At 46.3% G+C, this 26,068-nt stretch carries 21 protein-coding genes; 6 read left to right on the top strand and 15 right to left on the bottom strand.

Annotation, left to right across the window (positions count from 1 at the left end; translation table 11 throughout):
- Nucleotides 1-57: 57 nt before the first annotated feature.
- Nucleotides 58-1,353 (bottom strand): amino acid permease, encoded by a 1,296-nt coding sequence (locus M1D71_RS04280; RefSeq protein WP_458127158.1) that lies wholly within the window; start codon nt 1,351-1,353, stop codon nt 58-60.
- 438 nt (nt 1,354-1,791) lie between these two features.
- Nucleotides 1,792-2,247 (bottom strand): GNAT family N-acetyltransferase, encoded by a 456-nt coding sequence (locus M1D71_RS04275; RefSeq protein ID WP_458125389.1) that lies wholly within the window; start codon nt 2,245-2,247, stop codon nt 1,792-1,794.
- A 183-nt stretch (nt 2,248-2,430) separates the two neighbouring features.
- Between M1D71_RS04275 and M1D71_RS04270 the strand changes: the two genes are divergently transcribed.
- Both M1D71_RS04270 and M1D71_RS04265 read left to right on the top strand, forming a co-directional pair.
- On the top strand, nt 2,431-3,006 hold the full coding sequence (locus M1D71_RS04270; protein WP_458125388.1) for a GNAT family N-acetyltransferase: 576 nt from the start codon (nt 2,431-2,433) through the stop codon (nt 3,004-3,006).
- Entirely contained in the window at nt 3,003-3,350 is a 348-nt protein-coding gene (locus M1D71_RS04265) for a DUF1801 domain-containing protein (RefSeq protein WP_458125387.1), read from the top strand. Before M1D71_RS04270 ends, M1D71_RS04265 begins: the two co-directional genes overlap by 4 nt.
- Before the next feature lie 151 nt (nt 3,351-3,501).
- On the opposite strand, the gene M1D71_RS04260 is transcribed toward M1D71_RS04265, so the two are convergent.
- The 8 genes from M1D71_RS04260 to M1D71_RS04225 form a co-directional block, all read right to left on the bottom strand.
- The gene (locus M1D71_RS04260) at nt 3,502-4,806 is read right to left on the bottom strand and encodes a DUF1963 domain-containing protein (protein WP_458125386.1); all 1,305 of its coding nucleotides are present in this window, start codon (nt 4,804-4,806) and stop codon (nt 3,502-3,504) included.
- Nucleotides 4,807-4,918: 112 nt separating this feature from the next.
- Nucleotides 4,919-6,097, bottom strand: coding sequence for an alanyl-tRNA editing protein (locus M1D71_RS04255; protein ID WP_458127157.1), 1,179 nt, complete (start codon nt 6,095-6,097; stop codon nt 4,919-4,921).
- Between the two features lie 280 nt (nt 6,098-6,377).
- On the bottom strand, nt 6,378-7,130 hold the full coding sequence (locus M1D71_RS04250; protein WP_145321180.1) for an iron ABC transporter ATP-binding protein: 753 nt from the start codon (nt 7,128-7,130) through the stop codon (nt 6,378-6,380).
- Entirely contained in the window at nt 7,127-8,191 is a 1,065-nt protein-coding gene (locus M1D71_RS04245) for an iron chelate uptake ABC transporter family permease subunit (RefSeq protein ID WP_458125385.1), read from the bottom strand. Before M1D71_RS04245 ends, M1D71_RS04250 begins: the two co-directional genes overlap by 4 nt.
- Nucleotides 8,188-9,198 (bottom strand): ABC transporter permease, encoded by a 1,011-nt coding sequence (locus tag M1D71_RS04240; protein WP_458127156.1) that lies wholly within the window; start codon nt 9,196-9,198, stop codon nt 8,188-8,190. The genes M1D71_RS04245 and M1D71_RS04240 overlap by 4 nt, the downstream gene beginning before the upstream one ends.
- Before the next feature lie 30 nt (nt 9,199-9,228).
- Complete coding sequence (locus tag M1D71_RS04235) at nt 9,229-10,260, bottom strand: siderophore ABC transporter substrate-binding protein (protein ID WP_458125384.1); 1,032 nt, start codon at nt 10,258-10,260, stop codon at nt 9,229-9,231.
- Between the two features lie 320 nt (nt 10,261-10,580).
- On the bottom strand, nt 10,581-12,350 hold the full coding sequence (gene dhaK, locus M1D71_RS04230) for a dihydroxyacetone kinase subunit DhaK (RefSeq protein WP_458125383.1): 1,770 nt from the start codon (nt 12,348-12,350) through the stop codon (nt 10,581-10,583).
- Nucleotides 12,350-13,492, bottom strand: a complete 1,143-nt coding sequence (locus tag M1D71_RS04225) for a glycerol dehydrogenase (RefSeq protein ID WP_458125382.1) — start codon at nt 13,490-13,492, stop codon at nt 12,350-12,352. The genes dhaK and M1D71_RS04225 overlap by 1 nt, the downstream gene beginning before the upstream one ends.
- A gap of 305 nt (nt 13,493-13,797) precedes the next feature.
- On the opposite strand from M1D71_RS04225, the gene M1D71_RS04220 reads away from it, so the two are divergent.
- On the top strand, nt 13,798-14,835 hold the full coding sequence (locus M1D71_RS04220; RefSeq protein WP_458125381.1) for a PocR ligand-binding domain-containing protein: 1,038 nt from the start codon (nt 13,798-13,800) through the stop codon (nt 14,833-14,835).
- Nucleotides 14,836-14,922: 87 nt separating this feature from the next.
- On the opposite strand, the gene M1D71_RS04215 is transcribed toward M1D71_RS04220, so the two are convergent.
- Together M1D71_RS04215 and M1D71_RS04210 are read right to left on the bottom strand one after the other, a co-directional pair.
- Entirely contained in the window at nt 14,923-16,023 is a 1,101-nt protein-coding gene (locus tag M1D71_RS04215; RefSeq protein ID WP_458125380.1) for a threonine aldolase family protein, read from the bottom strand.
- A 53-nt stretch (nt 16,024-16,076) separates the two neighbouring features.
- Nucleotides 16,077-16,937, bottom strand: coding sequence for a LysR family transcriptional regulator (locus tag M1D71_RS04210; RefSeq protein WP_458125379.1), 861 nt, complete (start codon nt 16,935-16,937; stop codon nt 16,077-16,079).
- 138 nt (nt 16,938-17,075) lie between these two features.
- On the opposite strand from M1D71_RS04210, the gene M1D71_RS04205 reads away from it, so the two are divergent.
- The 3 genes from M1D71_RS04205 to M1D71_RS04195 all read left to right on the top strand — a co-directional run bounded on the left by M1D71_RS04205 (nt 17,076) and on the right by M1D71_RS04195 (nt 19,366).
- On the top strand, nt 17,076-18,065 hold the full coding sequence (locus M1D71_RS04205) for a quinone oxidoreductase family protein (RefSeq protein ID WP_458125378.1): 990 nt from the start codon (nt 17,076-17,078) through the stop codon (nt 18,063-18,065).
- 139 nt (nt 18,066-18,204) lie between these two features.
- Nucleotides 18,205-18,387, top strand: coding sequence for a hypothetical protein (locus M1D71_RS04200; RefSeq protein WP_458125377.1), 183 nt, complete (start codon nt 18,205-18,207; stop codon nt 18,385-18,387).
- A 190-nt stretch (nt 18,388-18,577) separates the two neighbouring features.
- Nucleotides 18,578-19,366 (top strand): formate/nitrite transporter family protein, encoded by a 789-nt coding sequence (locus M1D71_RS04195; protein ID WP_458125376.1) that lies wholly within the window; start codon nt 18,578-18,580, stop codon nt 19,364-19,366.
- A gap of 263 nt (nt 19,367-19,629) precedes the next feature.
- Here the strand turns inward: M1D71_RS04195 and M1D71_RS04190 are convergent, their stop codons facing one another.
- The 3 genes from M1D71_RS04190 to M1D71_RS04180 form a co-directional block, all read right to left on the bottom strand.
- A complete protein-coding gene (locus M1D71_RS04190; protein WP_458125375.1) occupies nt 19,630-20,616 on the bottom strand; it encodes a WXG100 family type VII secretion target in 987 nt (328 codons plus the stop codon).
- Between the two features lie 510 nt (nt 20,617-21,126).
- Entirely contained in the window at nt 21,127-22,692 is a 1,566-nt protein-coding gene (locus M1D71_RS04185; RefSeq protein ID WP_458127155.1) for a glycoside hydrolase family 30 protein, read from the bottom strand.
- A gap of 147 nt (nt 22,693-22,839) precedes the next feature.
- Nucleotides 22,840-25,551, bottom strand: a complete 2,712-nt coding sequence (locus M1D71_RS04180) for a glycoside hydrolase family 3 C-terminal domain-containing protein (protein ID WP_458125374.1) — start codon at nt 25,549-25,551, stop codon at nt 22,840-22,842.
- Between the last annotated feature and the right edge of the window lie 517 nt (nt 25,552-26,068).

Here is a 26,068-nt window from a genome sequence, read left to right as displayed (position 1 = left end):
AGTGTCAGTGTAAATAATCTTTAGTTCAACTTATATAGCATTTGAATGTCAGCAATACTACAATGTCCGTCCATTCGTCTTCCTGAATCGAATTAGGGACCAGATAATCAGGAGCGCAAGCACGGCAATACAGATGCTAATGCTGAACCGATTACCTGCATCAAACACAAACATGACCGCAATGACACTGAGACACAACACGACGACTCCGGTTATATAAGGAAATCCCCAGACTTTGAATGTCGGTTGAACCGGATATCTCTTCCGCAGTTTTAGCTGTGATGAGGCAATACAGATCCATACAAGCATCACCACAAACCCCGGAACCGCAAGCAAGACACGGAACAGTTGATCCTGCGCGAACAGACCAAGCATGGAACCTGCGAGCAAGACTACTGCGCAGACCAACAATGTATTAACCGGACTACCGTTGCGATTCGTTTGCGACAATGCCTTAGGCGCTTCCCCACCCACTGCCATGGAGTGCATCATCCGGGATGCACCGTAGATCCCTGAGTTTGCTGCAGATAGGACCGCCGTCACCAAAATAAAGTTCATAATGTGTGCCGCTCCCGGCAGTCCCGTGGAGGCGAGCACCTGTACAAACGGACTGCTCTCCGGGCCAATCTCATTCCATGGAATGAGACCACAGATGATGAGAATCGGCAAGGTGAAGAACAGAATAATTCTGAGCATGAAATTGCCTACGATTTTGGGCATGACTTTTTCTGCATTTTCCGTCTCGGTCAGGGTCAGACCAATCAGCTCCGATCCCCCATAAGAGAACATGACCACAAGCAGTGCCGAGAAGATCGATGACCATCCATTCGGGAAGAACCCGCCTGCTTGCGTATAATTTTGCAGATAAGGGGTGTTATCACTTGGAATAATGCCAAAGATCAGTCCTGCGCCCAGAAAAATAAAAATAATGATCATGGCGATTTTGATCCCGGCCAGCCAAAATTCAAATTCCCCGAACACACCCACACTGAGCAGATTAACCAGTATAATAAACGCTGCACAAGCCAGACTCAGCATCCACAGCGGTACTTCACTGAACCAATACTGCAAAAAGCTCCCGGCGGCAATCACCTCAATGACACACACCGATAACCATAGAAAGCAGTACATCCATCCCATAACAAAGGAAACTCTGCTTCCGAATGCTTCCTGTACGAAGTCTTTCATATTTTTGTTCTTGTACACCGTAGCCATCTCCGCCATCGCGGCCATAACAACCAGCAGCAACAATCCGGCAAAAATGTACGTGACGATCACGCCCGGACCTGCGAGTCCGATCGTCTCTGCACTGCCTTTGAAAATTCCCGTTCCAATAACACCACCCATAGCCATAAAACTGATGTGTCTTGGTTTAAGCTTCTTCTGTAGTGTTCCTTCTGTCTGAGCCAATTCAAGTCCTCCTGATGTAAAAAACGTCTATAATGCTGTCTTGTTTCATATTTTTGCACAATTCCATAAACATAATGTCCAGTATACCCTATTGTCCATCAATCAGCCCAGAAGTTCCTTATGGCCAATTCATCCCAAACGTATAAGGACATAACCTATGTTTTATACCCCGCAATGGCATGAAGCAATCTGTGTACAATCCAGCTGATCAAACCACCAATATATCATACACGACTCCCTCCACCCTTTTCATAGCATGGTCCAGGTTTCATCATTGAGTTTATTCTACTCTTTTTCCAAACTTCAATATGTGTGATATGTTGCAAATAAAAAAACCAGCATTCTGTAACAACAGAATACCGGTTTCTCATGCGAATCCATTTAGATTGTCTTTGTCATAAACGCGCTGTTCGGGTCCAAAATATAATCTGCGAATGGTTTGCAATATTCGAATCCGAAGTCTTCATACAACTTCCGTGCCGGGATGAATGAATCCATTGAGCCCGTCTCCAGACTGATTCGCTTATAACCACGTTCTACTGCAACGTTCATAATATGGGACAAAATCTTCCTCGCTACACCTTTTCTCAAGTGAGCCGAAGCGGTACGCATTGACTTCAACTCTGCATGCTCTGGATCAAGTTCTTTGATAGCCCCGCAACCGAGTAAGTCGTCCCCTTCCCATGCACACCAGAAAGTAATTTCAGGCTTCTTGAGTCCATCCAGATTCAACGCATGAATACTCTCCGGTGGTGAATCGGCTACCATCCCTTGCAAGTGCTCTGCAATTAACGCCTTAACCTGTATTCCACTCAAATCATCCACTTTGATCTCCAAAACGTATCACTCCTGCCGACATTTTTATTGTATCTGTCATTGAATGTATATCGATTATTTCATATTACTACCATGTTAGGTTTCATGACAAGAGGCTGCTTATATCCACTGAAATACGCTATTGTGATTCACCTATAATTTCCAGTATGATGAGGCTATTCATACCAACAAAGGGAGACGCCTATGACACTAACAACGGATAACCTGTTCTATAGCACACGATTGAAAATGACGCCACCACGTCCTGAAGACGTGCAAACGATGCTGCTCTGGAACGAAGACCCGGAATATCTTCGGCATGTGGATACCGATATGGCCATCCCCTATTCGGAGAAACAGTTGGAAGATGAGGGAGATACGAAGAACAAGGAAGTGTACTTCAGACTTCGCACGCATGAAGACGATACCCTGATTGGTTTTGTCGTCATTCACAGCATTGAGTGGAATAACCGCTGCGGGCAGCTTGCCATTGGCATCGGACTTGCCGAACATCGCAACAAGGGATATGGCACCGAAGCGTTGAATCTTATTTTACGATATGCATTCCATGAGATGAACCTGGACCGGGTTGGCCTTGATGTCATCGCCTACAATGCCAAAGCAATCCGTTCCTATGAGAAGGCTGGTTTTCAGTTGGAAGGTCGGGCACGCTCAGCTGTATACCGTGATGGTAAGCGTTACGACCGCCTGATGATGGGAATTCTAAGACCAGAATGGGAAGCACACAATCAGATCCATACGGAGGGTGAACCAAGATGACCAAGAATGCAGAAGTCACTGAGTTTATTGAACAGATTCAGATTCCCTGGCAAGTTCAAGTCGCTGATCAATTGCGGCAATTGGTACATGATTCCATCCCTGATGTGCAGGAACGCGTGCAATACAAGAAACCTCATTTTCTGAAAAACGGGAATTACGCTGCGGTCATCTCGCCATCCAAACAGGCCGTATCCTTCACCATCTTCCATGCAACCGGACTCGATCTACCCGATGGGATATTTGAAGGCCCGGAAGAACGTAAAACGATCAAGATCAAGGAAAAGGATACGCCCGATTATGAATGGCTGGGCGGTCTGCTGACGCAGGCATCTGCAGAATTGTAGGAAAATCTGACGTACATTAAAGAGGCATCCCATGAAGTTCAAGAACTTACGGGATGCCTCTTTATGTCATAGTCTGTATACTACTGTCATTACAACCTAATTGGTCTTGTAGTACTATAGATAAGTTAATGGCTTATCATAGCTTCCACCATCAAGATTGTTGATAGGTTACGGCGGTCATCTGGCATGGCTCGCATATGAACATGTAGTACATTCCTTCACCGTATTCCTCGACCTCGCCCCAATCCAGTTGTGCGACAGCCTTCAATCGAGTAGAACAGCGTGGACATGTTGGGTACTCCGCATCCTGAACCCATCCCGGATGGCCACCGACCTGAGATAGCGATGGCTCCATCGCCCACTCACTGGCATGGAATGCATGACGTGGTGCGTTCGCAATCCGAAACTGTCGGCCCACATCTGGTGCAAGTTTTACATCGTCCTCCGGGTCAATGTCGTCCGCTCCCAAGGGCATGACATTATGTGAACTCCATAACGGTTCCCCCGCTGCATCCATCTCCATGTAAACCACACCGTAACTGCTGCATATCACGCAAGTCTGTATCTGAAGTCGCTGGGCATGCCAAGTCACGTCCTGCAGAACTGGATGCTTAACATCCAGACTAATTAAGGTCGTTAACATACCACCACACCATGGACAGCAATTCGTGCTCGGAGTCAGCATTGAGATTGAATCTCCGGTTATTGCCGCTTTATTTGCTTCACTCTCTTTTACTTTATAGAGTGAATAACTTGGCGTGGTGAATAATTCCCTGCGTTGCCCGTCTTTTGTGAGTTCCCAACCAGCTTCCGTGGTGTAATGCTCTGGTGTCACGAACAACTCACTCGCCCAGGAGGGCGGAGATTGTCTCCACTGCCTGAACTGCTGTACAACAACATCGTCACCGATATAGGCCAGTATGAGCAAAATATGGTTACGATTCTCGTCATCGGTGTTCACCTGCTGCAAAAGATGATTCCGCACTTCTGCCGAGGCACTTTTATATAAAATCGCCGGATAATAGATCTCCTGTTCCAACAACTCAGGAATTTCGGCGGTCAACGATACATCATGATAACAGACCAGATACAGCAGAATATCTTTGCCGGTATCTTCATCGCCTGTACGAATCCGTTGCATCGCATAATCCTTCATCTCATCTTGTTGTTCAACTGACAAAGACAGATACACCCGTTCCTTGGATTGTTCATATGGCACATAGCGAATTAATGGATCGCGAACCTGAGGTTCGTGCATGATTTTCAAAACTTCAACCGGGTCTGTGATGCCCGCATACAAGTTTACGTCACGCCGATTCGCTTCAATGTATCTCTGACGCTCTTCACGCTCCAACTCCTGCTTGCAAGGCATGCAATACCCACCTGTTCTAGCAGCCGTTGTTGGCAAAATGGTATTTGCACACCCTTCCCGTATACACAGAATTCGTTCTGTCATCCCTCCACCTCCTCTACGGTCTGATCGCTTGATCATGAAAAACACGCCACAACGTGGCGTGCTTGTCTCATGATCGTACACTAGTTACCCGTCTCTTATCTTAATAAGGAGATCAGTGATGTCCCAGCTGGTCCTTGGTGAACTCATAAAAGGCAAGCGCATCTTCACTGCTCGCAAAGCCTGCCTGAGCCATTTTTTCACTGCCTCCACCTTTGCCCTGGTAGGCTCCAAGATTGCCTTTGAAGAACGGTCCACAAGCCCATTCGGGCGGTTGTCCATTCTGTGCGAGAACAACTTTGGCCTCCGAGATACTGGCGAACAGTACAAGCCCTTCATGTTCTGCTGTCAGCTTGGTAGCCAGGCTCTGCATATCCTTCAGCGATTTGTCTTCAAAGACCTGAGCAATAACCAGCCCTTGCCGAGCAGCCAGCAGTTCCTCCGCATAATAGGCATCATTGGTTGTTTTCACTGCATTCAGCTCGGTTTGCAGCTGTTTTTGCTCCATTTCCATTTTCTCAATGCGCTCCAATAACTCGTCCTTACTGGTCTTTAATTTCACCATGATGCTATTGAGCACATTTTGTGTGGATGTGAATTCATTCAGCGCCCTTGTTCCACATTTGAAATAAATGCGGGTGCCGCCCTTCACTTTTTCGGTTTTCAACAGTTTGATGATACCGATCTCGCCTGTCGCCGACACATGGGTGCCGCCACAAGCATTATACTCCACACCCTCGATCTCGACGATGCGAATGTCTTCCGTTACCGTAGGCTGCTTCACCAGTGGCAATTGTGCGGCCTCTTCTGCTGTAACCCATGAAGTGTTGATACGAGCGTTACGATAGATCTGGCGATTCACCTCTTGTTCAATGGCGGTCAATTGATCCGCTCCCAGGTCAGCCGCAGCCACATCAATCGTGTCATACTCCGCTCCGAGGTGAAAACTGAGCGTCATCGCTTCCGTCAGCTTGAGCGTGATTGCCGATAACAAATGCTGTCCGGTATGCTGCTGCATATGATCGAATCTTCGCTCCCAGTCAAGCTCACAATGTACTTCAGTCTGTTCAGGCGCGCGTTCCAGCTTATGCCACACGTCACCATCTTCAATGTTCACATCCAGAACAGCGATGCCACCAATTTGTCCCAGATCACAAGGTTGTCCACCCCCATGCGGGTAAAAAGCAGTCTCCGCCAGTGTGACATATACGCCGTCTTCCTTGTCCACTCTGCCTGTAATATGTGTATTCCACTCCCGTGTGTAAGCAGAGTCATAATAGATTTTTTGCGTCATTAATGATCCCAATCCCTTCTCGTTCATATGGATTATCATAATCTCCAGATTACACTATCTGGAACCCTCAATCCAGTTTATGGCATACAAGATCGCACTTCATATCCAAAAGAACGCTCTGTGAGCGAAAATACCTTCTGATCAAGAATGAAACGTTGCAGGGGGATGCTTCTGGTCGGGGTATGCTCGACTTTTATCAAAAAAAAAAAAAAATAGAGTGATTAAACACTCTACTTTCTGAAAACTGTTTTAATAAACAACTTTTTATGAAGCCCTGTATCTAATAGATCGCTATCGGTCCGTAAGGTCCATCAATAATTTCAATTTTCGTTTCAAAAATATCTGTTAAAATTTCGGGGTCCATCACTTCTTTTACTGTTCCAAAAGCAGCGATTTGTCCGTCTTTCATCGCACATATTCGATCTGAATATTTGGCGGCAAAATTGATATCATGCATAACCGTCAGAATGGTTCTGCCAAATTCATTAGCAGCATATCTCAAATGCTCCATCATCCGAACAGAACGAGCAACATCAAGGTTGTTTAGAGGCTCGTCCAAAAGTACGTATTCCGTCTCTTGGCACAACACCATTGCGACATAGGCTCTTTGCCTTTGACCACCAGAAAGTTCATCTAGATATCTATTTTCCAAAGCAGTTAAGTCTAGAAAATCAATATATTTAGATATAATAGCTTCATCCTCATCCGTTAATCTTCCCTTAGAATAAGGAAAACGTCCAAACCCAGCAAGTTGTCTAACGGTAAGCCTTGTAACAAAATGATTTTCTTGTCGTAAAACCGTTACAATTTTAGCCAAGTCTTTTGACTTGGTCGTGGAAACATCCATATTGGCAACCTTAATTTGACCTTCATCCAAATCCAACAGTCTTCCAATCATTAGAAGTGTCGTCGACTTCCCCGCACCGTTGGGTCCAATTAAAGAAGTAAGACCGGCTTTGGGTATATGAATATTCAAAGGGCCTATCTCTACCTCGGCTGCATAGGACTTTTTGACATTATTGATCTGTATCATAAAGAACCCTTCCTTAAAATCACAATTAAAAATGTTAGTCCGCCAACCAATTCTATAATGATGGAAACAACACCTTGGGCATTGAAGACATGATTCATAATAAAGTATGCACCGGTTAAGATCACAAACCCTATAGCAAGAGCCATTGGGAAAACATATCTGTGATCATAGGTTTGCGCTGCCTGATAACTCAAAATCGCAACTAAAAATCCATAGAATGTAAGTGGTCCAACCAAAGCCGTCGAAATGGCCATCAAAATGGAAACCAGGACCAGCGTATAAATCACACTACTTTGATGTTTAGTTCCCAAGGAAGTCGAGACATCCTTACCCAGCGACAGTACATTTAACCTCTTGGCATTAGCAAGTAGCAGGATTGCTGCAATGATGACGATAGGAATCGCAATCGGGAAATAGGCAGAATCCGCATTATTCACGGAAGCAAACATTCTTGCCTGCAAAATATCAAATTCGGACGGTGCAAGAAGTCTTCTCATAAAAGAGGATACAGATCTCAGACCGGTCCCGATAATGATACCGACTAAAAGTAGAAGTTGTAAATTGCCGTATTTTCCGGAAAGCAACCATCCATAGAGGATTAAACACATGATGACCATTGCAGCAACTTGATATAAAAAGGAATCAACACCGCTAAAATTCACAAATACCGTAGCACCAAGGAAAAATATAGTACTCGTATGAATGGTTGAATAAATAGCATCAAAACCTAAAAGGGACGGAGTTATAATTTTATTATTCGTAATCGATTGAAAGGCAACCGTAGATAAACTTTGGCAAATTGCAGCGATGAGCATTGAAACCAGAGCGACTACTCTTCTTGTAACGACAGGTATGAAAGAAGGAGAAGATACCGGGACCGGATTGTTATAAATCAGCAGTCCAATCGATGCAAAAACGCCCAGAACAATCAATGTTATCAGCAAAATCCAATAACGCTTTTCTTCTTTCTTGGTACGGAAAGCTCTAGCTGATCTTTTTTTAGGACGACGGCTAGAATCGATTTCGATATTTAGTGGATTTCTACTTGCTAAGTCGCTCATCTTACCCTCCTTGTTGACCTCCTTTGTCTTAACAAAATGACAATAAATACGACGGCTCCCACTGTTCCAAGGATCATCGAGACAGGTATTTCAAAAGGCATGATAATGACTCGAGACAGGATATCACACACAATGATGCTGCCCATCCCTAATAAGCACACCCATGGCAGATTGCTCCTGAGATCGTCACCTCTAAACATGGAAACGATATTTGGGACAATTAACCCAAGAAAAGGCAGGTTCCCAATGACAGCTGCAACAATTCCAACGGCTAGTGAAATAAGCGCAGTCCCCATAAGAATGATCCTGTCATAATTTACGCCAAGACTGGTAGCCACATCTTCCCCTAGTCCGGCTAAAGTCAACCGATCAGCAAAAACAAAAATAAGAATAGTCACCAATACAATGAGCCAGAGATATTCATACCTGCCAATTTGCACAGATGAAAAGGAGCCTGCAAACCAGCTTTCGATATTTTGAGTCATTTGGAATACAAGCCCAACGAAAGTTGAAAATGCAGAAATGACTGCTCCAAGCATCATCCCAATAATGGGGACAACTAAAGACGAACGGAGTTTAACTTTCTTTAGAAACATAAAAAAAATCATCGTTCCTATAAAAGAAAAAATGATTGCGCCGGTCATTCTTAGTGTTAAACTCGGGGCAGGAAAGACCAGATAAATAAACATGATCCCCAGACCTGACCATTCCATTGTTCCTGTTGTGGTCGGTTCCACCAAGCGATTCTGTGTAATAAGCTGCATGACCAGGCCTGCCATGGCCATTGCGGCACCGGTAAGCATTAATGCAACAGTTCTTGGGACACGAGTGATGAAAAACATCTCCATTCCATCCGCTTGTCCCCGTATGTCATAGACTCCAATAAGCAGTGATGTAACGCCTAAAACAATAGTGGCTATAATTGCAATGATAAAAGGCAGGGTCCATAACCTTTTGTGATTATGACGCTGGGGTTGAGAATTCTCAACCCCGGCTATTTTTGGTATTAAATTTTTCAGCACTGCAGTATGCTCCTTTTACTGTTTAGCTAAAGCTTTCGTAAGGTTGTTAATCAACTCCAAGAAAGTTTCGATAGATTCATTAGTGTACGTATCGTTTGGAGCATAGACCAGTTGCTTTTTAGTAATAGCAGTGGTGTTTTGCAGAGCAGGTGAGTTATCAATAACGTCCTGAGCCGGAACCGAACCTTCTTCAGCAGATACAGCTGCATCACGATCCAGTACGAAAATCCAATCCGGATTGCTTTGTGCGATCGCTTCAACAGAAATATCATCACCTTGATGATCAGAAGAAGATTTGTCCACTTCTAGTGCCGGAACCCAGCCGAAAATGTCATACAATGGTCCCCACACGCGTCCAGTAAGAGGAGCCGAGAAACCAATGTTTCCACCAGATACGACAACACTCATAATTTTATCTTCACCGTTATAAGCGGCCTTAGCTTCTTCAATAGCCTTATCAAAATCAGCAATCAATTGAGTAGCTTCTTCTTGCTTTTCAAAAATTTTACCTAGATTGGTTGTTGCATCTTTAAGACCATTAACAAAGTTTTCTCCAGGTGATGCAGTTTCTTCAAGCTCAATATTAAGGTCAATTACTGCTGCATTAGGCACTAATTTTTTGATGTCTTCATAAAAGCCAGCAAATCTTTGACCAACAATGACAAGGTCAGGCTGTATAGATGCCAATAGTTCAAGATTTGGTTCGCGATGATTTCCAATATTTTGTACCGATTCATCGGACACATATGGTGAATCTGCTGGCATTACATCCTTCGGCGCTGCTGCTAGTTTGACTCCCCAAGCTGACAGAGTCTCAAATGTTCTGTTATCCAGAGCAACGACCTTCGTTGGATTTACAGGTACAGTCACTGTTCCATGAGCATCCGTAATTTCAACGGTTGTAGCTGCAGTAGCAGCATCGGAAGTTGCGGCCTCAGTATTAGCAGTACCAGAAGTAGCAGGTTCATTACTTGAACATGCTGCCAACACCAGAGTTAAAGCTGCAACCATAATAAACATTAATTTTGAAGAAATAGACTTTTTCATTTCATTTATATCCCCCTAGAATTCAGAAAATTTTGACTCAAACGCAACCTATTGTATTTGGATAAAATCAGTATCATATACCTCCTCAGCAACAAATGATAGTGATTATCAATATCAATAGTTTACATTATAACAAGTTAGCAGGCATTTTCAATACCTAATCGTTAATTTCATGGAAAAATTATGAAACAAATATTAAATTGTATGTGTTTATATGTATAAAAAACGACATTCTACCACAAAAAAAGAAGTATCACTATGTGATACTCCTTTTGCAGTAAGAACACTTTATAAATTTATATTTCTCATCGAGAACACTATTATTTCATCGACTCAGACAGTTCTGTGAAAATAACGCCCAGCGCATACGCGCCAGCGTCAGGGTAGCCCAGACTACGATCGCCGACGGTACCTGCACGGCCCATACGTGCCACGATATCTTCAGTTTTCTTCGCACCTTCAACAGCTGCTGCTGCACCTTTGGCAAAGGCGGTTTTGAAGTCATCTCCAGACTCCGCACTTTGCGTCCAGGAATCGGCACATGGAACGAGTGCATCGATCAAGGTTTTGTCGCCTACAACGGCACCACGTCCGAAGGAACGCTCTCCAGTAGACTGAATCCCTTGCACAGCTGCATGGATCATCTCCGCAAATTCAGCAACGTTCAATTGCTGTTTATCTCCTGCAGCTTTGCCAGCCGCACGGAATGCCGAACCCCAGATTGGGCCGGATGCGCCGCCACAATATTCCATGATGACCAAGGAACATGCATCGAGGAATGAACCGATATCTTTTTTATCTTCGTTAATGATATGATTCCATTCGCGTTTCAACTGGCGGAAGCCTTTTGCCACACTCATACCGAAATCGCCATCACCCGCATGGGAATCCAGTTCACAGAATGGTACTTCATTCTTGATAATGATCTCGCCCATTTTATCGATCAGATAAACGATGTTGTCCAACGAGAATTGATTGTTGCTAATCACCGCAGATGTTGCAGGCGTCTCCACTTCGTAGGATACCGGAGCGTCTTCACCCACGACAGCTTCAAGAGCCTCGGAATACGCCACTTGTGCCACTGGAGGACCGGATACTTTAAACGCAGGTGTATCACTTTCCTTGAACAACAGGGTTTTCAGCTCATCATCCAGTTTCAGGATCGTAACCGACGCACCCGCCATATCGATGCTTGTCATGTAGTTGCCGACAAACGTTGTAGCGACCTTCAGACCTGTATGTCCGGCAAGCTCACGTTGAACGGAATTGTTGAGCAGGTACAGTTCTTGCAAAGGTGTTGCGCCAAAACCATTCACAAGCACGGCAATCTCAGCAGAAGCATCCGTATCCAGCTTCATATCTGCGAGCAACGCCTCGACCATACGCCCTGCCAATTCATCCGCAGAAACGATCTTCTCCCGGCGAATTCCTGGCTCGCCATGTATCCCTACGCCGAATTCCATTTCATCTTCAGCAATCTCGAATGTAGGCGTGCCTTTGGCGGGTACGGTACAGGATGTGAATCCAAAACCAATACTGCGAACGTTCTGAGCTGCTTTCTCAGCAGCGGATTTCACATCGGCCAGACTGCGGCCTTCTTCCGCTGCTGCTCCGGCTATCTTGTGAACCAGTACAGTTCCGGCAACGCCGCGACGTCCAACGGTATACAAGCTGTCTTGGACAGCGATGTCATCCTCAACACGCACATACTGTACGTCGATGCCATCTTCTTCAGCCAGATGCGCTGCATTCTTGAAGTTCATCATGTCGCCGCTGTAGTTCTTGATGATCAAGAGTGTTCCCTTGTTGCTGGCTGTTGCCTTGATCGCTTGGTACACCTGGATTTGGGAAGGAGATGCGAACACATCTCCACATACCGCTGCATCCAACATGCCTCTCCCCACATAACCTGCGTGAGCCGGTTCATGTCCACTGCCGCCGCCACTGATCAGGCTGACTTTATCGGCCTGAATCTCTCTGCGCTTGATAACTTTATATTTTTTCAGGAATTCCAGCTCCGGGTGCGCGAGCGCAATTCCGTTGCACATTTCCATAACAACATGTTCTGCTTGGTTAATAATTTTCTTCATTATTTTGCCTCCCGGCGAGTTGCTTTGTACTCACGGCCCATGCGGTCAGCCGCTGCAATGGCAGCAGCCACTTCAGGAACGGTGATCGGGAACGGCATCGCGTGAATGGATTCTTCCGGAATACAAGCGATCTCTGCAACTTTCAACAGCTCTTCCTGACTAATGGTGTCTACACCAATGTCCGCCAAGCTGATAGGCAGTCCCACTTCGAGACAGAAGTCCATGACTTCGTGCAGCTCTTCGGTTGGTGCATTTTCGAGCACGAGTTGTGCGATCGTACCGAAGGATACTTTTTCACCGTGGAAGAAGTGATGTGTTCCCTCCAGAACAGTCAAACCGTTGTGGATTGCATGTGCTGCGGCCAGACCGCCACTTTCAAATCCAAGACCAGACAACAGAATGTTGGTCTCAACGATGTTTTCCAGCGCTTGTGTCACGACGTTGCTGTCACTGGCTACTTTCGCTTTTGCACCGTCAGTCAGCAGCATTTCATAACACAGTTTTGCCAGTGCAAGTGCCGCATTCGTCCCTACTGCAGATGGGGTATATCCTTCGCGGGAACCCATTGGCAGACTTGCGTTTACACGGGAGTAGGATTTCGCTGTTGCTCTTGCTTCGAAGTATGTAGAGAGCGCATCTCCCATACCGGATACGAGGAAACGTGTTGGTGCGTTGGCGATTACCGTTGTATCGACAAGAACCACACTTGGGCTTTGTTTGAAGTAAGCATAGTCATCAAAAGCACCTTCCGGTGTGTACAATACAGCAGAGTGACTTGTCGGTGCATCCGTTGCTGCAATGGTTGGGCAGATGATCAGTGCTTCGCCTTCAGCTACACATTTGGCAGCATCGATCGCTTTACCGCCACCGAGACCGATGGTAGAGTGACATCCTTTTTCTTTTGCAATCTCTTGCAAACGCGCAACTTCCTCACGGGAACATTCCCCTTTAAAACCGCTTTCAACAAACGTAATATTGAATTTCTCAGCAGTTGCATCGAGCTTCGCTTTTACACGCTGTACATCATCCGGATGTGCAATCAGTAAGGCTGATTCTCCGAAGGATTTAACAAAGTAACCCAGGTTCAACAACTCATCTTCGCCTTGTACATATTTGGTTGGGCTGATAAATGCTTTTCTCATATTAATATATGCCTCCTAAGGATATGGAATGGTGTAGTAAATACATTAAATTTTAATTTCTTGCAATTGACCTTAATATAACGCATGGGCAGCAGCTTTACAGTGGACTTTGATAACAAATTATTATAATTTACAATCGTAATTTTTTGCTTTTTAGTGCAATCATGGTATGTTATTGTCATGAGATGGTTGAATTTTGACCTCCCATAATACATTACCCGTCATCATTACATCTTAATATGTACAACTTGCTAACTTTTAACGGCCTAAATCATGAATCAGGTTAGCTATGGAGGTCTCGTCCAATGATTAAAGAATACCTGCATATCAATAAAATTCTCGACCTTAATAAATGGAAGCGTCTACAAGATTCTCTTGCTACAGTAACCAAACTGGCGATCCTCACCGTTGATTATAAAGGCATTCCCGTAACCAGTCACAGCAGCTGTCAGGCCTTCTGCCAGAATGTACGCAAAGACCCCGAGCTTCTCCCCTACTGCCAAAAATGTGATTCGCGTGGTGGTCTGGAAGCCGTTCGGTTAAATGAGCCCTATGTGTATCTATGCCATTTCAATATTATTGATATCGCCATTCCGATTACGATTGATGGCAAATATATCGGTGCCGTGATGGCAGGACAAGTGAAACTCGCCGACCCGGACAAGGGTAGTGATCTGGAACAGATTGTTACGTCCAAGAACGTACCCCTGCATGCAGCCAAGCTGGAGGAATTAAAGGATGATTACGCACAGCTGCCTGTGATGACCTATGAAGAGATTGTGAAAATCTCCAACATGTTATCCCTGCTCTGCAACTACATTGTAGAAGAAGCGCTCAACAAAAATCTGTTAGTTGAAATGTTCGAGAAGGCTTCAGGTCATCAGGAGTCACTGAACCTCTCCACCATACTGCCGGGTTATTCCATTCGTAATATCGAGTCGATCAAAAAAGAGATGACGAATGCGATTGCGGACGCCTATCTCAAAAATAGCCCAAGTGACACGGAAAGCTCCAGCCCGGTGCTTCAACCTGCTTTTGAATACATTCACAGTCACAAAAGCGAACAAGTTTCGCTCAAACAAATGGCCGACCTATGCCACCTGAGTCCGAGTTATTTCAGCAGGCTATTTGCCAAGGAAACAGGCGAAAACTTCACAACCTACCTGGCACAGCTCAAAATCAAGTGGGCCAAGCAATTGCTGGAGGTCACCGACATGCCTGTCTCACAGATCAGTGATGAGCTGGGATTCAGTGAATCAGGATATTTTATCAAAATATTCAAAAAGTTCGAGGAGATTACGCCCGCCCTCTATCGCAAATACATCCAGGAGAATATTCACTGACGTGCACAAAATACCCTGTCCAGCATGTGGACAAGGCAGGTATACATCTTTTCGTTTATTTCGTACATCATTTCTCTCTTTAGCTTATTATCTCACCTGTTTACGCAACTCGTGATCCAGCCATACCAATGCTGCAAGCAGTTTGTCTTGAGGAACTTGCTCATACCGATCGCCCGCAGAAAATTCAAAGGCGCAGCTGTTCCCACTCGTCTTGTTCAGATATGAAGTCATTCCAATGCCATACTGCTGAGCCATTTGCACCAGAATTGGTTCAACTTCGGCAGCAGCGAGCGCAAAGTGCACATGGAACATATTCGATACCGGTACCTCGGGCAAGGTATGTATCCCATGACACGCATTTAATAAGGAGGCCAGTTCTAGAGTCTGCTCGTAATAACGCTCCATTTTGCCAATCCGTTCATTGAAGTAATACTGGGAACTCAGAATATACGGATACAGACCGATCAGATCGCCCCCGTGCCGACGTTTCCATACTTTCGATTCCTGCATCACATCCGGATCACCCGCCAATATAGCACCCGCAATGCCTCCGATTCCTTTGTAAAAGGAAACATACACGCTATCAAACAGACTGCAGATCTCCGCAGGTGTCTTCTGATAATAGGGAGTAATCTCAAACAGGCGCGCCCCGTCCAGATGCAGCTTAATCCCGCGCTCACGGCAATAGGCCGAGATCGCTTCCAGTTCTTCATATGCTGGCAATTGCCCGCCAATCTCGCGTTGCGGAAGTTCCAACAGCAGGCAGGCAATGTCCTGATCGAGCGCCTGTATATCTTCCAATCGAATCAAGCGTTCCTTGTCCGCAAGTAAAATCGATTCAATCTGGTGAAGCTCTTTCAGTCCGTCTTCCTCATGGATTTCCAGATGGCATAGAGGGTGGTAAGCTACTCGCTTTACCCCTTTGCGGTCACACCAGATCCGTAATGCAATCTGCTGTGCCATCGTTCCACTCGGGAAAAATACAGCCGATTCCTTTCCCAGAACGTCCGCCATCTGTTGCTGAAATTCTTCAATGATGGGGCCGTTACCGTAGTGGTCACTGAACATCTCCCCATCGATCTGCTCCAGTACGTCCTGAAGCACCTTCACTTTGCGACTGCCATGACCCCCTACAATAAATTCTGCCTGATTAAAGGCATCAGCCAACGTTAACGCAGTTTCTTTCAAGATCACTCACTCCCTTATAGTGCATGTTCGTAAACGGACTTTTGAACAACCTCTTATAGTTCTGGTTCTGTAATGATCTCCACCAAAGCGCTGAGCGCACTAGATATATGTTCACCACGGGAATACACAAATCCTACTTCCAATCGGCAATAGGGATCAGGCAAAGACATCACTGCAATCTCACCTCTTGATTCTGCTTTGGTAACTGAAGACCGTGGCAGCAATGATACGCCTAGCCCGGCAGATACACCATTCAGAATCGTGTCCAGTGTTCCATATTCCATGATGTTAAGCGTGTGTATACCCTGATCTTTTAAAAAGGATTCCGCCTGAGTGCGATGTGTGCATCCGATCTCAAAAAACAACATCGGCCTGGACAATAACGTGCTTAATTGATGTACTCCAGGTTCGGCGATCAGCACCATTTCTTCGTCATACATCTTCATATAGTTGAGATCAGGATGGTCAATCGGGCCATATATTAAGGCACCATGCAATTCATGTTGAATGACCTTCTGGTTCAGTTCATGGGTCCCACCCGTGACAAGCGAATGCTGTACTGCCGGGTAGCATGAACTGTATTCAGCCAAGAGCGGCGTCAGAAAAGTGGAAGCTGCTGTCTCTATGGCACCCAGACGTAGCATGCCAGCTGGTGGGTTACCCACTTGCGTGGCCTGCTCTGCTTCATATAATAATTCCAATATTCTATCCGCATACCCAAGCAGGTTCTCGCCCGCTGGTGTGAGCGACATTCCTCGATTGGAACGATGAAAGAGCGGTACTTGCAGTTGAGTCTCCAACTGTTTAATCCGTGTTGTTACATTGGACTGCACATAATTGAGTGCGAGCGCAGCTTTACTGATGCTACCTTCGCGGGCAACCGCCTGAAATATTTTCAAATCACCTGCATCCATACCCTGATCACCTGCTTGATATCTATGATTTTAAATGATACTGACATTCATTTTTGTTCATTTTACGTGAATCTGTCCGATCTGTACAATGAGGCTCAGTAGTGAAGTACGGCTACATAGACAGGAGGAATATTGATCATGAAAGCTATTGTCCATTCAGGCCAGAGCGGCCTTGGAGGTCTTCGATATACAGAGTCAACATCTCGCACACCAAAGGCAGGGGAAGTACAAATCCAACTGAAAACTGCTGGAATTAACCATCGTGATCTGTTCATCATGGCAGGACGCACCAGTCAGGAACCCCCGCTCATTCCCGGTTCTGATGGGGCAGGTATCATCGTTGACATTGGCGAAGGCGTAAGAGAATTCACAATAGGAGATGAAGTCATTATCCACCCTACGCTCGGTTGGAACTACGCATCTGATGTACCTCTCGTTCCTGATATTGTGGGTGGTCCTACGGATGGAACGCTCGCACAATATATTACGTTGCCTGCCGAAAATGCTCTGCCTAAGCCAGCCCATCTATCCTGGGAAGAAGCAGGCGTGCTATCTCTCTCGGCGTTGACTGCCTACCGCGCCTTGTTCACTCGCGGTGAACTGAAACAAGGCGATGATATCCTCATTCCCGGCATTGGCGGTGGTGTAGCGACCTATGCCCTGCTCATGGCCGTAGCCGCTGGTGCACAGGTTACCGTCACCTCCAGAGGTGAAGCCAAAAGAAAAGAGGCGCTGCGCCTGGGTGCTACCCATGCGTTGGATAGTCATGGCAATTGGAGCATGCAGAACGATTTGGAATCTGTGGACATGATCTTGGACAGCATCGGACAAGCCATGTTCCCGAAATATTTTGATATAATCAGACCAGGTGGACGTATCGTGATGTATGGTGCAAGCTCAGGGGATAATCTAACCGTTCCGATTCGCTCTATCTTCTTCCCACAGGTCAGTCTGATCGGGACCTCTATGGGCAGCCGTGAAGAGTTTGTCCAGATGCTGCAATGGGTCGAGCAACATGACATACATCCTGTCATTGATGGCGTATATCCGTTGCAGGACACAGTGAAAGCTTTCAAGCGTATGGAAAAAGGCAAGCAGTTTGGCAATCTGGCTATAATTATGGAGTAACATCTGTCTGAGATGAATGGGGTGAATCTATCTGATCCGTATCGTTAAACGTATACTCATTGTTCTTGTCGCTATTATGCTTTTGGCCCAGATTCCTATATTGAAAGAAACCTTTGCCCGAGGAGTAACTACGTTATATGTGAAGATAAAGTATCCCGAACGTTCCTTTCAATTCCAGGATTTCATCTACGAATCTCATTTCGGAAGCTATATCATTTCTTATGCAGATCAAGACGGAACACCCATTCACCTGATGCTTGAACCAAAATTATTGCCTATTATGGTTACATATGATCCATTAGATCAGCCCATGAAAGACTAATCATTCTAAGACACTACCCAGCCTGTTTACCTTACCCAAGGTGAAATCAATGCATTGCAAAAAGCCATTCTGTTCCTCAAGTTTGAATCCGAGGAGACTCATTCCCTGCTCTATGCGGAAGTTCCCTCTGCCCAATTTCCATAATTTCGTTATACTGGTAAGCAAGACATCATGCTATTGGAGGAGAATCATGGAAACGGAAGCTTTGCGCAACGTGGAACAGTTGGCTCTGAAGAAACACAAGATTTACAAACAAAGCTTAATCAGGTACCTTGCACGCTCCATGCTGGCCAGTATGTTTATCGGATTCGGCGTCATCGTGGCGTTTAAGACAGGTAACTTCTTTTATACGGAGCAGTCCCCTTTCACCTATCCTATGGCAGCAATTACATTTGGCGCGGCCATCATTCTGATCGCATACGGTGGGGGTGACCTGTTCACAGGCAATACGTTCTATTACACGTATGCGGCGCTGCGTAAGAAACTTCGCTGGTTCGAAGTGGTCAAGCTGTGGATTGCGAGTTATAGCGGTAACCTGATGGGCGCAGCCGTATTTGCCCTGTTAATTTACCTGACGGGGTTGTTCGACTCGTCTGAGGTGAATGGGTTTCTGTTAAGCGTGGTGGAGCACAAGATGGAAGTTCCGACCATGCAGCTCTTTTTCCGGGGAATATTGTGTAACTGGCTCGTATGTATGGCGTTCTTTGTGCCGATGTTCATGAAGGAGAATGGCGCGAAAATGTTCGCCATGATGCTCTTTGTCTTCTGCTTCTTCATCTCGGGATATGAGCACAGCATCGCCAATATGTGTACGTTCGCGATTGCGCTCGTGCTGAACCATCCGGGGACGATCTCATTTGAAGGTGTGATTCACAACCTGGTTCCCGTGACTTTGGGTAATCTGGTGGGCGGTGTGCTGCTGATGGGCTTTATGTATTATGCGGTGAACAAACCGTTTCTGGATGAAGAGACGCATTAATCTTTGGCAAAAAAAGATCCCCTCCCGGCCCGTCATCGACCTTGGCTAACCGGTAAGGGAAACCATAAACACCCCGGTAATCTTCCCGTCTCAGGGAAAGTTGCCGGGGTGTTTATGTATGGACAGGCTCACGGATAAGCAGCCTGCCCTCCTTGCTATTAGCCATGTGTCACATGAACCACACATGGCCCCCATCCCGTGGGGTGACTAGCTGGCAGCAATCAGGTAGCCCTGCGTTGCCCGCTTGTCGACCCATCCGCGGCTTAGTAGTAATCCCGCCACGGAGTATATTCAATATCGTTGTCGCCACGCGTGACCACGATCATATTTTCCATTTTGCCCGTTTCCTTATTGGTACGGTAGATCATCGTACGCGTCTCGCCTTCCTCCGGCACAGAGAACAGGAATTTGTCCGCGACGAAGGATGAACCGAGTCCTGTCGCATGTTCCGTGAAGGCAGAGCCCGTCTTGCTTGTGAGCAGCAGACCAATGCCGTAGGCTGTAGCCGTTTGTGCCACTTTGCCAAAGAGATGCTCGCCTTGACTGGTCGTGTGCGTCTGCTCCGAATACTTATACTTTTCCGTATCTTTGCTATAGTCCACCACATTGCCCTGTTTATCCAGACTGATGCCGGTCGTTTCGCCCTTGTCGCTTTTCACCTGATACGTACCCACGATGGAATCCTCGGTAATTTTCACCGTCTTGCCCGTATTGGGGTCAGTCTGATAAATTACATCTTCATACTGAAGCCGAATGATATTCATGCTGGCCTGAATCTGCTGCGCCAGTTGTTCGTCGCCCATCTCTTCGGCTTTCTTCAGCATTTCTTCATAGTTTTGGTATTTCTCGGCATCCTTCTCATCCCATTCCTCCATGTTCTTTGGTGGGCCTGACGTTTTGTCTAGACCTTCGCCTTTATTTTTGCCCATGGTGGATAGCGCCCGCGCTGCGGTCAGGGCCGTCATGATTGCCTGGCTCACCGCCTCTTCATCTGTCGTGCGGAAACGCTCGGCAATTTTCTTAAGCTCCGACTGAATGGACAGAACCAGTTCCAGAACAGATTTCATCGTGCCTTGAGCCGTTGAATAATCGTTATAGAAACGTTCCCGTTCCATCCCGTCCCAATTGCTGCGCATGACACTCATCTTGCTGTCCAATGTGGACATGAATCCCGATAATTGCTGATGTGCCTGAGCGAACTGCCCACTGACCGTCTCCAGTTGTTCCGGTGTCACCTTAATTTGTGTCATTCTGCACGCTCCTCATCCTGGTCATTTATAACTCATGGCTATCAATTACCGACGATCTCTCGGCCTGTTCCTATTTGATCTCCAGATGCAATAGCGGAAACGGATTACCGGAACTATCCAACTCGGACCGTCCTATCTGTACAAATCCTATCTTTTGATAGAATCGGGCTGCTCCACTATTCTGCTCATTAACATCTACCTTGAGGTGATGACCTTTGATTTTGAAGGGCTCACCACTTGTTGATAGAACAGAATGTGATGCTCTTCCAAAAACGTATGTGTTTCCCGAACAGCACTCTCCCAGATTCCAACCAACTTGTCATGATCCTGTTCCCGATATGCAACGAGATTAACATGTCCAATGTATTCTCCCTTTTCTAGTAAAAGTAAAAGGCTATGTAAAAGCCCGATCCTGAGATCGGACTTATTTAACACATCAAATTTGAATTAACTCTACGTATATTTTACCATGTCCATTATTCAATCTGTATCCATAATTTCAATCTTGAGTCAACGCTCTACCCCCGTTTTCGGATTCCAGCGGAAGGTTGCTGCCGATTGGGAAGGCAGTACATATCGAAACGAATCTCCATCCATGACTACATCAAAGGAAACTTCTGCCTCACCCGTGTTAGCCGCAACCAGCACCATCGTTCCATCCGGATTGCGGAAGGCTACGTTCTCAATCTGACCCTGTTCTTGCGTGGAATCCACTCTTACAGCTCCCGGACGCACATAACGGCTGATGTGACCTAACGCATAATACTCTACATTTCTAGTGATTTCATTACTCTTCGGGTCAATCGTCACAACCCCACGGCAGTTCTCACAGCCGCCGTTCGTGGGTCCACCTTGCGGATCGAGTGCGATGTTCCAGAGCAGCACATTCTTCGCCCAGTTGCGAGGTGCACCTATGATGAGATTGGACATCTGCCAGCTCAGATTCTCGCCAAAATCAGGACTCCACTCCCCACCACTACATTCGGTAAAATAGATATTTTTGTCTGGGAAGCGCTCATGCACTTCCGACATGGCAGATGCATCACCTGCATAACAGTGGAAAGCAGATCCATCGATATAGGCAGCAGCCTGCTCATCACCGAGCACCTTGCTGGTATATTCGACCGCCTGATCCCAGTTATGGTCATACGCGATGATTCGCGTATCCAGTCCCGCATCCTGTAGCGCTGGGCCGAGATAATCCCGAATGAACATGGCTTGTTCTTCGGCTCCCATACTCATACTCGGATATTTATCCGAGGTGAACTCCGGTTCATTTTGCAACGTCATCCTGTAGATGGGAATGCCCTTCGCCTGATAAGCTTCGATATATTTCACAAAATATCTCGCGTACGCTTCATACACCTGGGGATCGTTGTAATCCAGATACCAGCCGTTAGTCGTCTTCTCCCCATATTTCATCCATGCAGGGGCTGTCCACGGGGTACCCAACACTTTAAGATCTGCTTTCAGCCCTGTCACACGCTCCAGCATATTCACAACTTCCTGATCCTTTTCAATCGAAAAGTGTTCCATGTCATAATCCGTGCCGGACTCGATATCATTATAGGTATAACTTGAAGCCGTGCCTGATTCATCTACCGAATAATCGGAGGCACCAATCGTATGACGTACCATGTCCATATTTAGCCCTTCCGTCGAGAACAGTTCCTTTAGTAGTTGTTCTTGCTGTTCCTCCGGAAGCTGGTTGATCAGATGCGCAGATGAACCCGTCATCGCTGCGCCGAAACCATCCATGGTCTGATAGGTCTTGTCCGGATCAATCTGTATGCTAAACCCCGACCGGGAAGGTTCAGGCTCCTGCGTTGTAGAATCTGAAGAGCTTGTGTCTGTATCATGATGATCTGCAATTGGAATGGGGTTCTGTGGTGTAAGCAGACTTTGCTGATCTCCCGTTGTTAACCAGACTTCGGCCGCTCTCTGCTTGTCTGCAACCGGTGGCGGAACGTGTTGTTCACTTCGGTTGAGGATAAGCCAGATTCCTACACCGACACAACAAACAGCGATTAACAGGATGATCCATCGTTTGGAATGCTCTCGCCAGCCTATGTTCATCACGCTTCACTCTCCTTCCATTGTGCAAAAAGCCGCGGCCACTAGGCCACGACTCATTTTCACTATATATATGAATTAGAACAAACTGCATTTCACACCGATGAATTCAATGGGGAGAACCACTTTTCGATCTCCTTTATTGCACTTTTATTTACCGGATTTACTTCCAATATTCACACTACCTGTCAGACGAATATCATCGGATGCACTGCCGACATACACTTGAACTTTACCCTTAGGCATTACCCATTCATGCGATGCTTCATCCCAATAGGACAGTGCGCTGCGATCCAGTTGAATGTTGACCCGTTGCTGCTTGCCAGCTTTGAGATCGACTTTCGCCCAGCCAGCAAGTTGTTTCTTCGGAGTCTCGACTTTGGTTGGCAGATTGCCGACATAGACCTGTACGACTTCTGCACCGTCAACTTTACCGGTATTACGCAGATTGAGGGATACTTCTACGGTTTCCTTATCGCCTTTACCTGTATTTTTCACATGCAGATTACGATAATTAAAATCGGTATACGACAGCCCGTGTCCAAAGGCGAACGCTGGTGTCATACCTTCTTTGTCATATCCTTTATACCCTACAAAGATACCTTCGGAATAGGTGCCTACCCCATTCACACCCGGGAATTGTTCCGCAGTGGATACCGGGGTCTGGGAATCATCTGATGGGAACGTCACCGGCAACTTACCGGATGGATTCACATCACCGAACAGCACACGTGCCACTGCGTTACCTTGTTCCTGACCTGCATACCAAGCCTGAACGATGGATGGCACTTCTTTTTGCCAGGAATCCATTTCAACAGCACGACCACTCATTTGCACCACGATCGTTTTCGGATTGGCTGCCGCTACCTTACGGATCAGCTGTTCCTGGTTATTCGGCAGTTCCAGATCGGAACGGTCCACGTAACCTTCACTGTCATACGTACGTGTCACGACAACCGCGACATCTGATTTTTTGGCCAGATCGACTGCTTTTTGCATTTTGGCATCCACAGCATCTTCAGGAGCTTCCCAGCCGAAACGAACTTGGGCTCCCATGTCATTACTGGATTGTACCGGGAAATCTGTACGATATTCAATCCGAATGTTGTGAGACTCGCCTTCTTTAAGTGTAATTTCTTTCTTTGTAGTGCTCAGTGTCGTACCTTGATTGTCTACCAGCAGCTGGTCATCCACGTATAGTTTTGCAGAACCCAGACTGGTCAGAGACAGTTTGTAATCACCTGTTTTCGGTGCCTTAATGGAACCTGTCCAGCGGGCGGACATTTTGCCATTGAACTCCGTGGGCGTCGTTGGAAGCTTGGATGACTGTGCATTGAAGCCTTCATAGTTGTAAAATCCAAGATTCATGTTGACCTGATTATCTGTACGAACCAGAGAAGGATTGCCTTCCATATCTTTGTTTGTCCAGTATTCGGCACGCAGGCCATATTCGGCACGGTCTGTACCATAGTCTCTTTCACTTTCCTGAGCATCCCCAGGCGATAAAAGAGTCGAAGGTACAGCCGATGGTCCATTAAATGCATCTCCTGCGGAGATTGGATCCGTTCCGGCTGCATATTTTACATCCACATCATTACCGGCACGATCACGAATGCCTTGCAGTGGACTTACGGTATACGTTGGATTAACCAGACTGCTACCTCCACCAGCAGCCGATGCGTTATCAGCATCCGGTCCGATGACAGCGATGGATTTCACGTTTTTATTGGACAGCGGTAGCGTATTATCGTTGTTTTGCAAAAGAACCATGCTCTCTTCTGCAATTTCACGTGCTTGTTTGCCGTCTTTCTTAGCATTGATTTGTGTATTCGTTACAGGGTTATCGAACAGCCCTTTATCGAACATTTGAAGCAAAATCCGTCTGACCTTTTCATCAATGGTTTGTTCGCTGACTTCACCTTTGTTTACGGCTTCAAGCAGCTTGCTTCCCCATTTGCCATATGGTTCACCCGGTGTTTCCAGATCGAGACCCGCGTTCGCGGATTCCACTGTACTGAAGTTGGCACCGTAGTCACTCATGACGAACCCTTCGAAGCCGAACTGGTCCTTAAGGACATCGGTCAGCATCTCCTTGTTCTCACAAGCATATGTACCGTTCACCTGGTTAAATGAACACATCGCGGAACCGAGATCCGCTTTTTCAACCATGGCTTGGAATGGACGCGCATAGACTTCCTGAATGGCACGCTCACTGGCTGTAGCATTGGTGGTGAAACGCTCTGTTTCCTGATTGTTCAAGATGTAGTGTTTCGCCGTTGCAATCACCGGGTTGCTTTGAATCCCGTTGACATACGCTGCACCCATGCCGGAAGCCAGCAGCGGATCTTCACCCAGGGATTCGAAGTTACGGGAACCCCACGGCGTACGTGCAATATCCAGTCCAGGACCCAGAACTACATTATGTGTTGTATCATGTGCTTCCTGACCGATCAGATCGCCATATTTCTCGGCAAGATCAGTATCCCAGGATGCTGCCAGCGCGATGGGTGCAGGCAGTGCCGTGGACTTTTTGTCCTGTACATCCGGGTTCGCAACCCGCACCCCTGCTGGTCCATCCGCCATCTGTAATGCCGGAATGCCGAGGCGCTCCAATCCATCATTATAGAAACCATAATAGTTATTTACTTTACCAGTTACGAATCCAACTTTCTCCTCCAGCGTCATCTCCTTGAGCAGCAGCTCGGTGCGTTCTTCCGCAGATAGAGATGTGTTCATCCATGGCCGATCGGCCCCGGATTCCGCCTCCGCGGCGAAGGCGTGTAGCGGCATAGCCGCAACCGCCACGATGATTAATAGCATAAACCATCGTTTGAGGAAAATCAGATTGAGTCTTCTGTTCATGTTGTAAGCTCTCCTTCTCTCTTGATCATTTTTCTCGCATACATCCTGAATACATGTATACAAGGGAATGCATACTGGTTGATCCCAGCCTTTCAAGCATTCAGGTCGTCCTGCACATGGCTTCTGAAACCGCAGCCTGCAAGCAAGTCAGCAGATTTCGCTTCCTAACGATAGCCGACCTGTTCATGAATTACATCCCCTTAAATTTGGTAAAAGCTTGATTGGAACGAGCCTAGTCCTTTGGAATCATCTCTATTTGAATTCAGATAACAGAATAAGAAAACGAATTATTTACATTTCCGTAACTACTTTAGAACAGATTCTTTACTTTTAAAAACAGTCAGTTCGACCCACTCCCGATCAACCAGTTAATGCAATTAATTATCAGATTAAGGAATATATTGAGATACTTTGGGTCCTAAGACTTTTCTAAATCGGTTTCAGATTCACTCCACGAGATAAACGAAAATAAAAAGCAACTGAAGTCCCCTTTAACAGGTTCTTCAGTTGCCTTTTA

The organism is Paenibacillus sp. Z3-2 (assembly GCF_054161325.1).
This window is presented reverse-complemented; position numbering and strand designations above follow the sequence as displayed.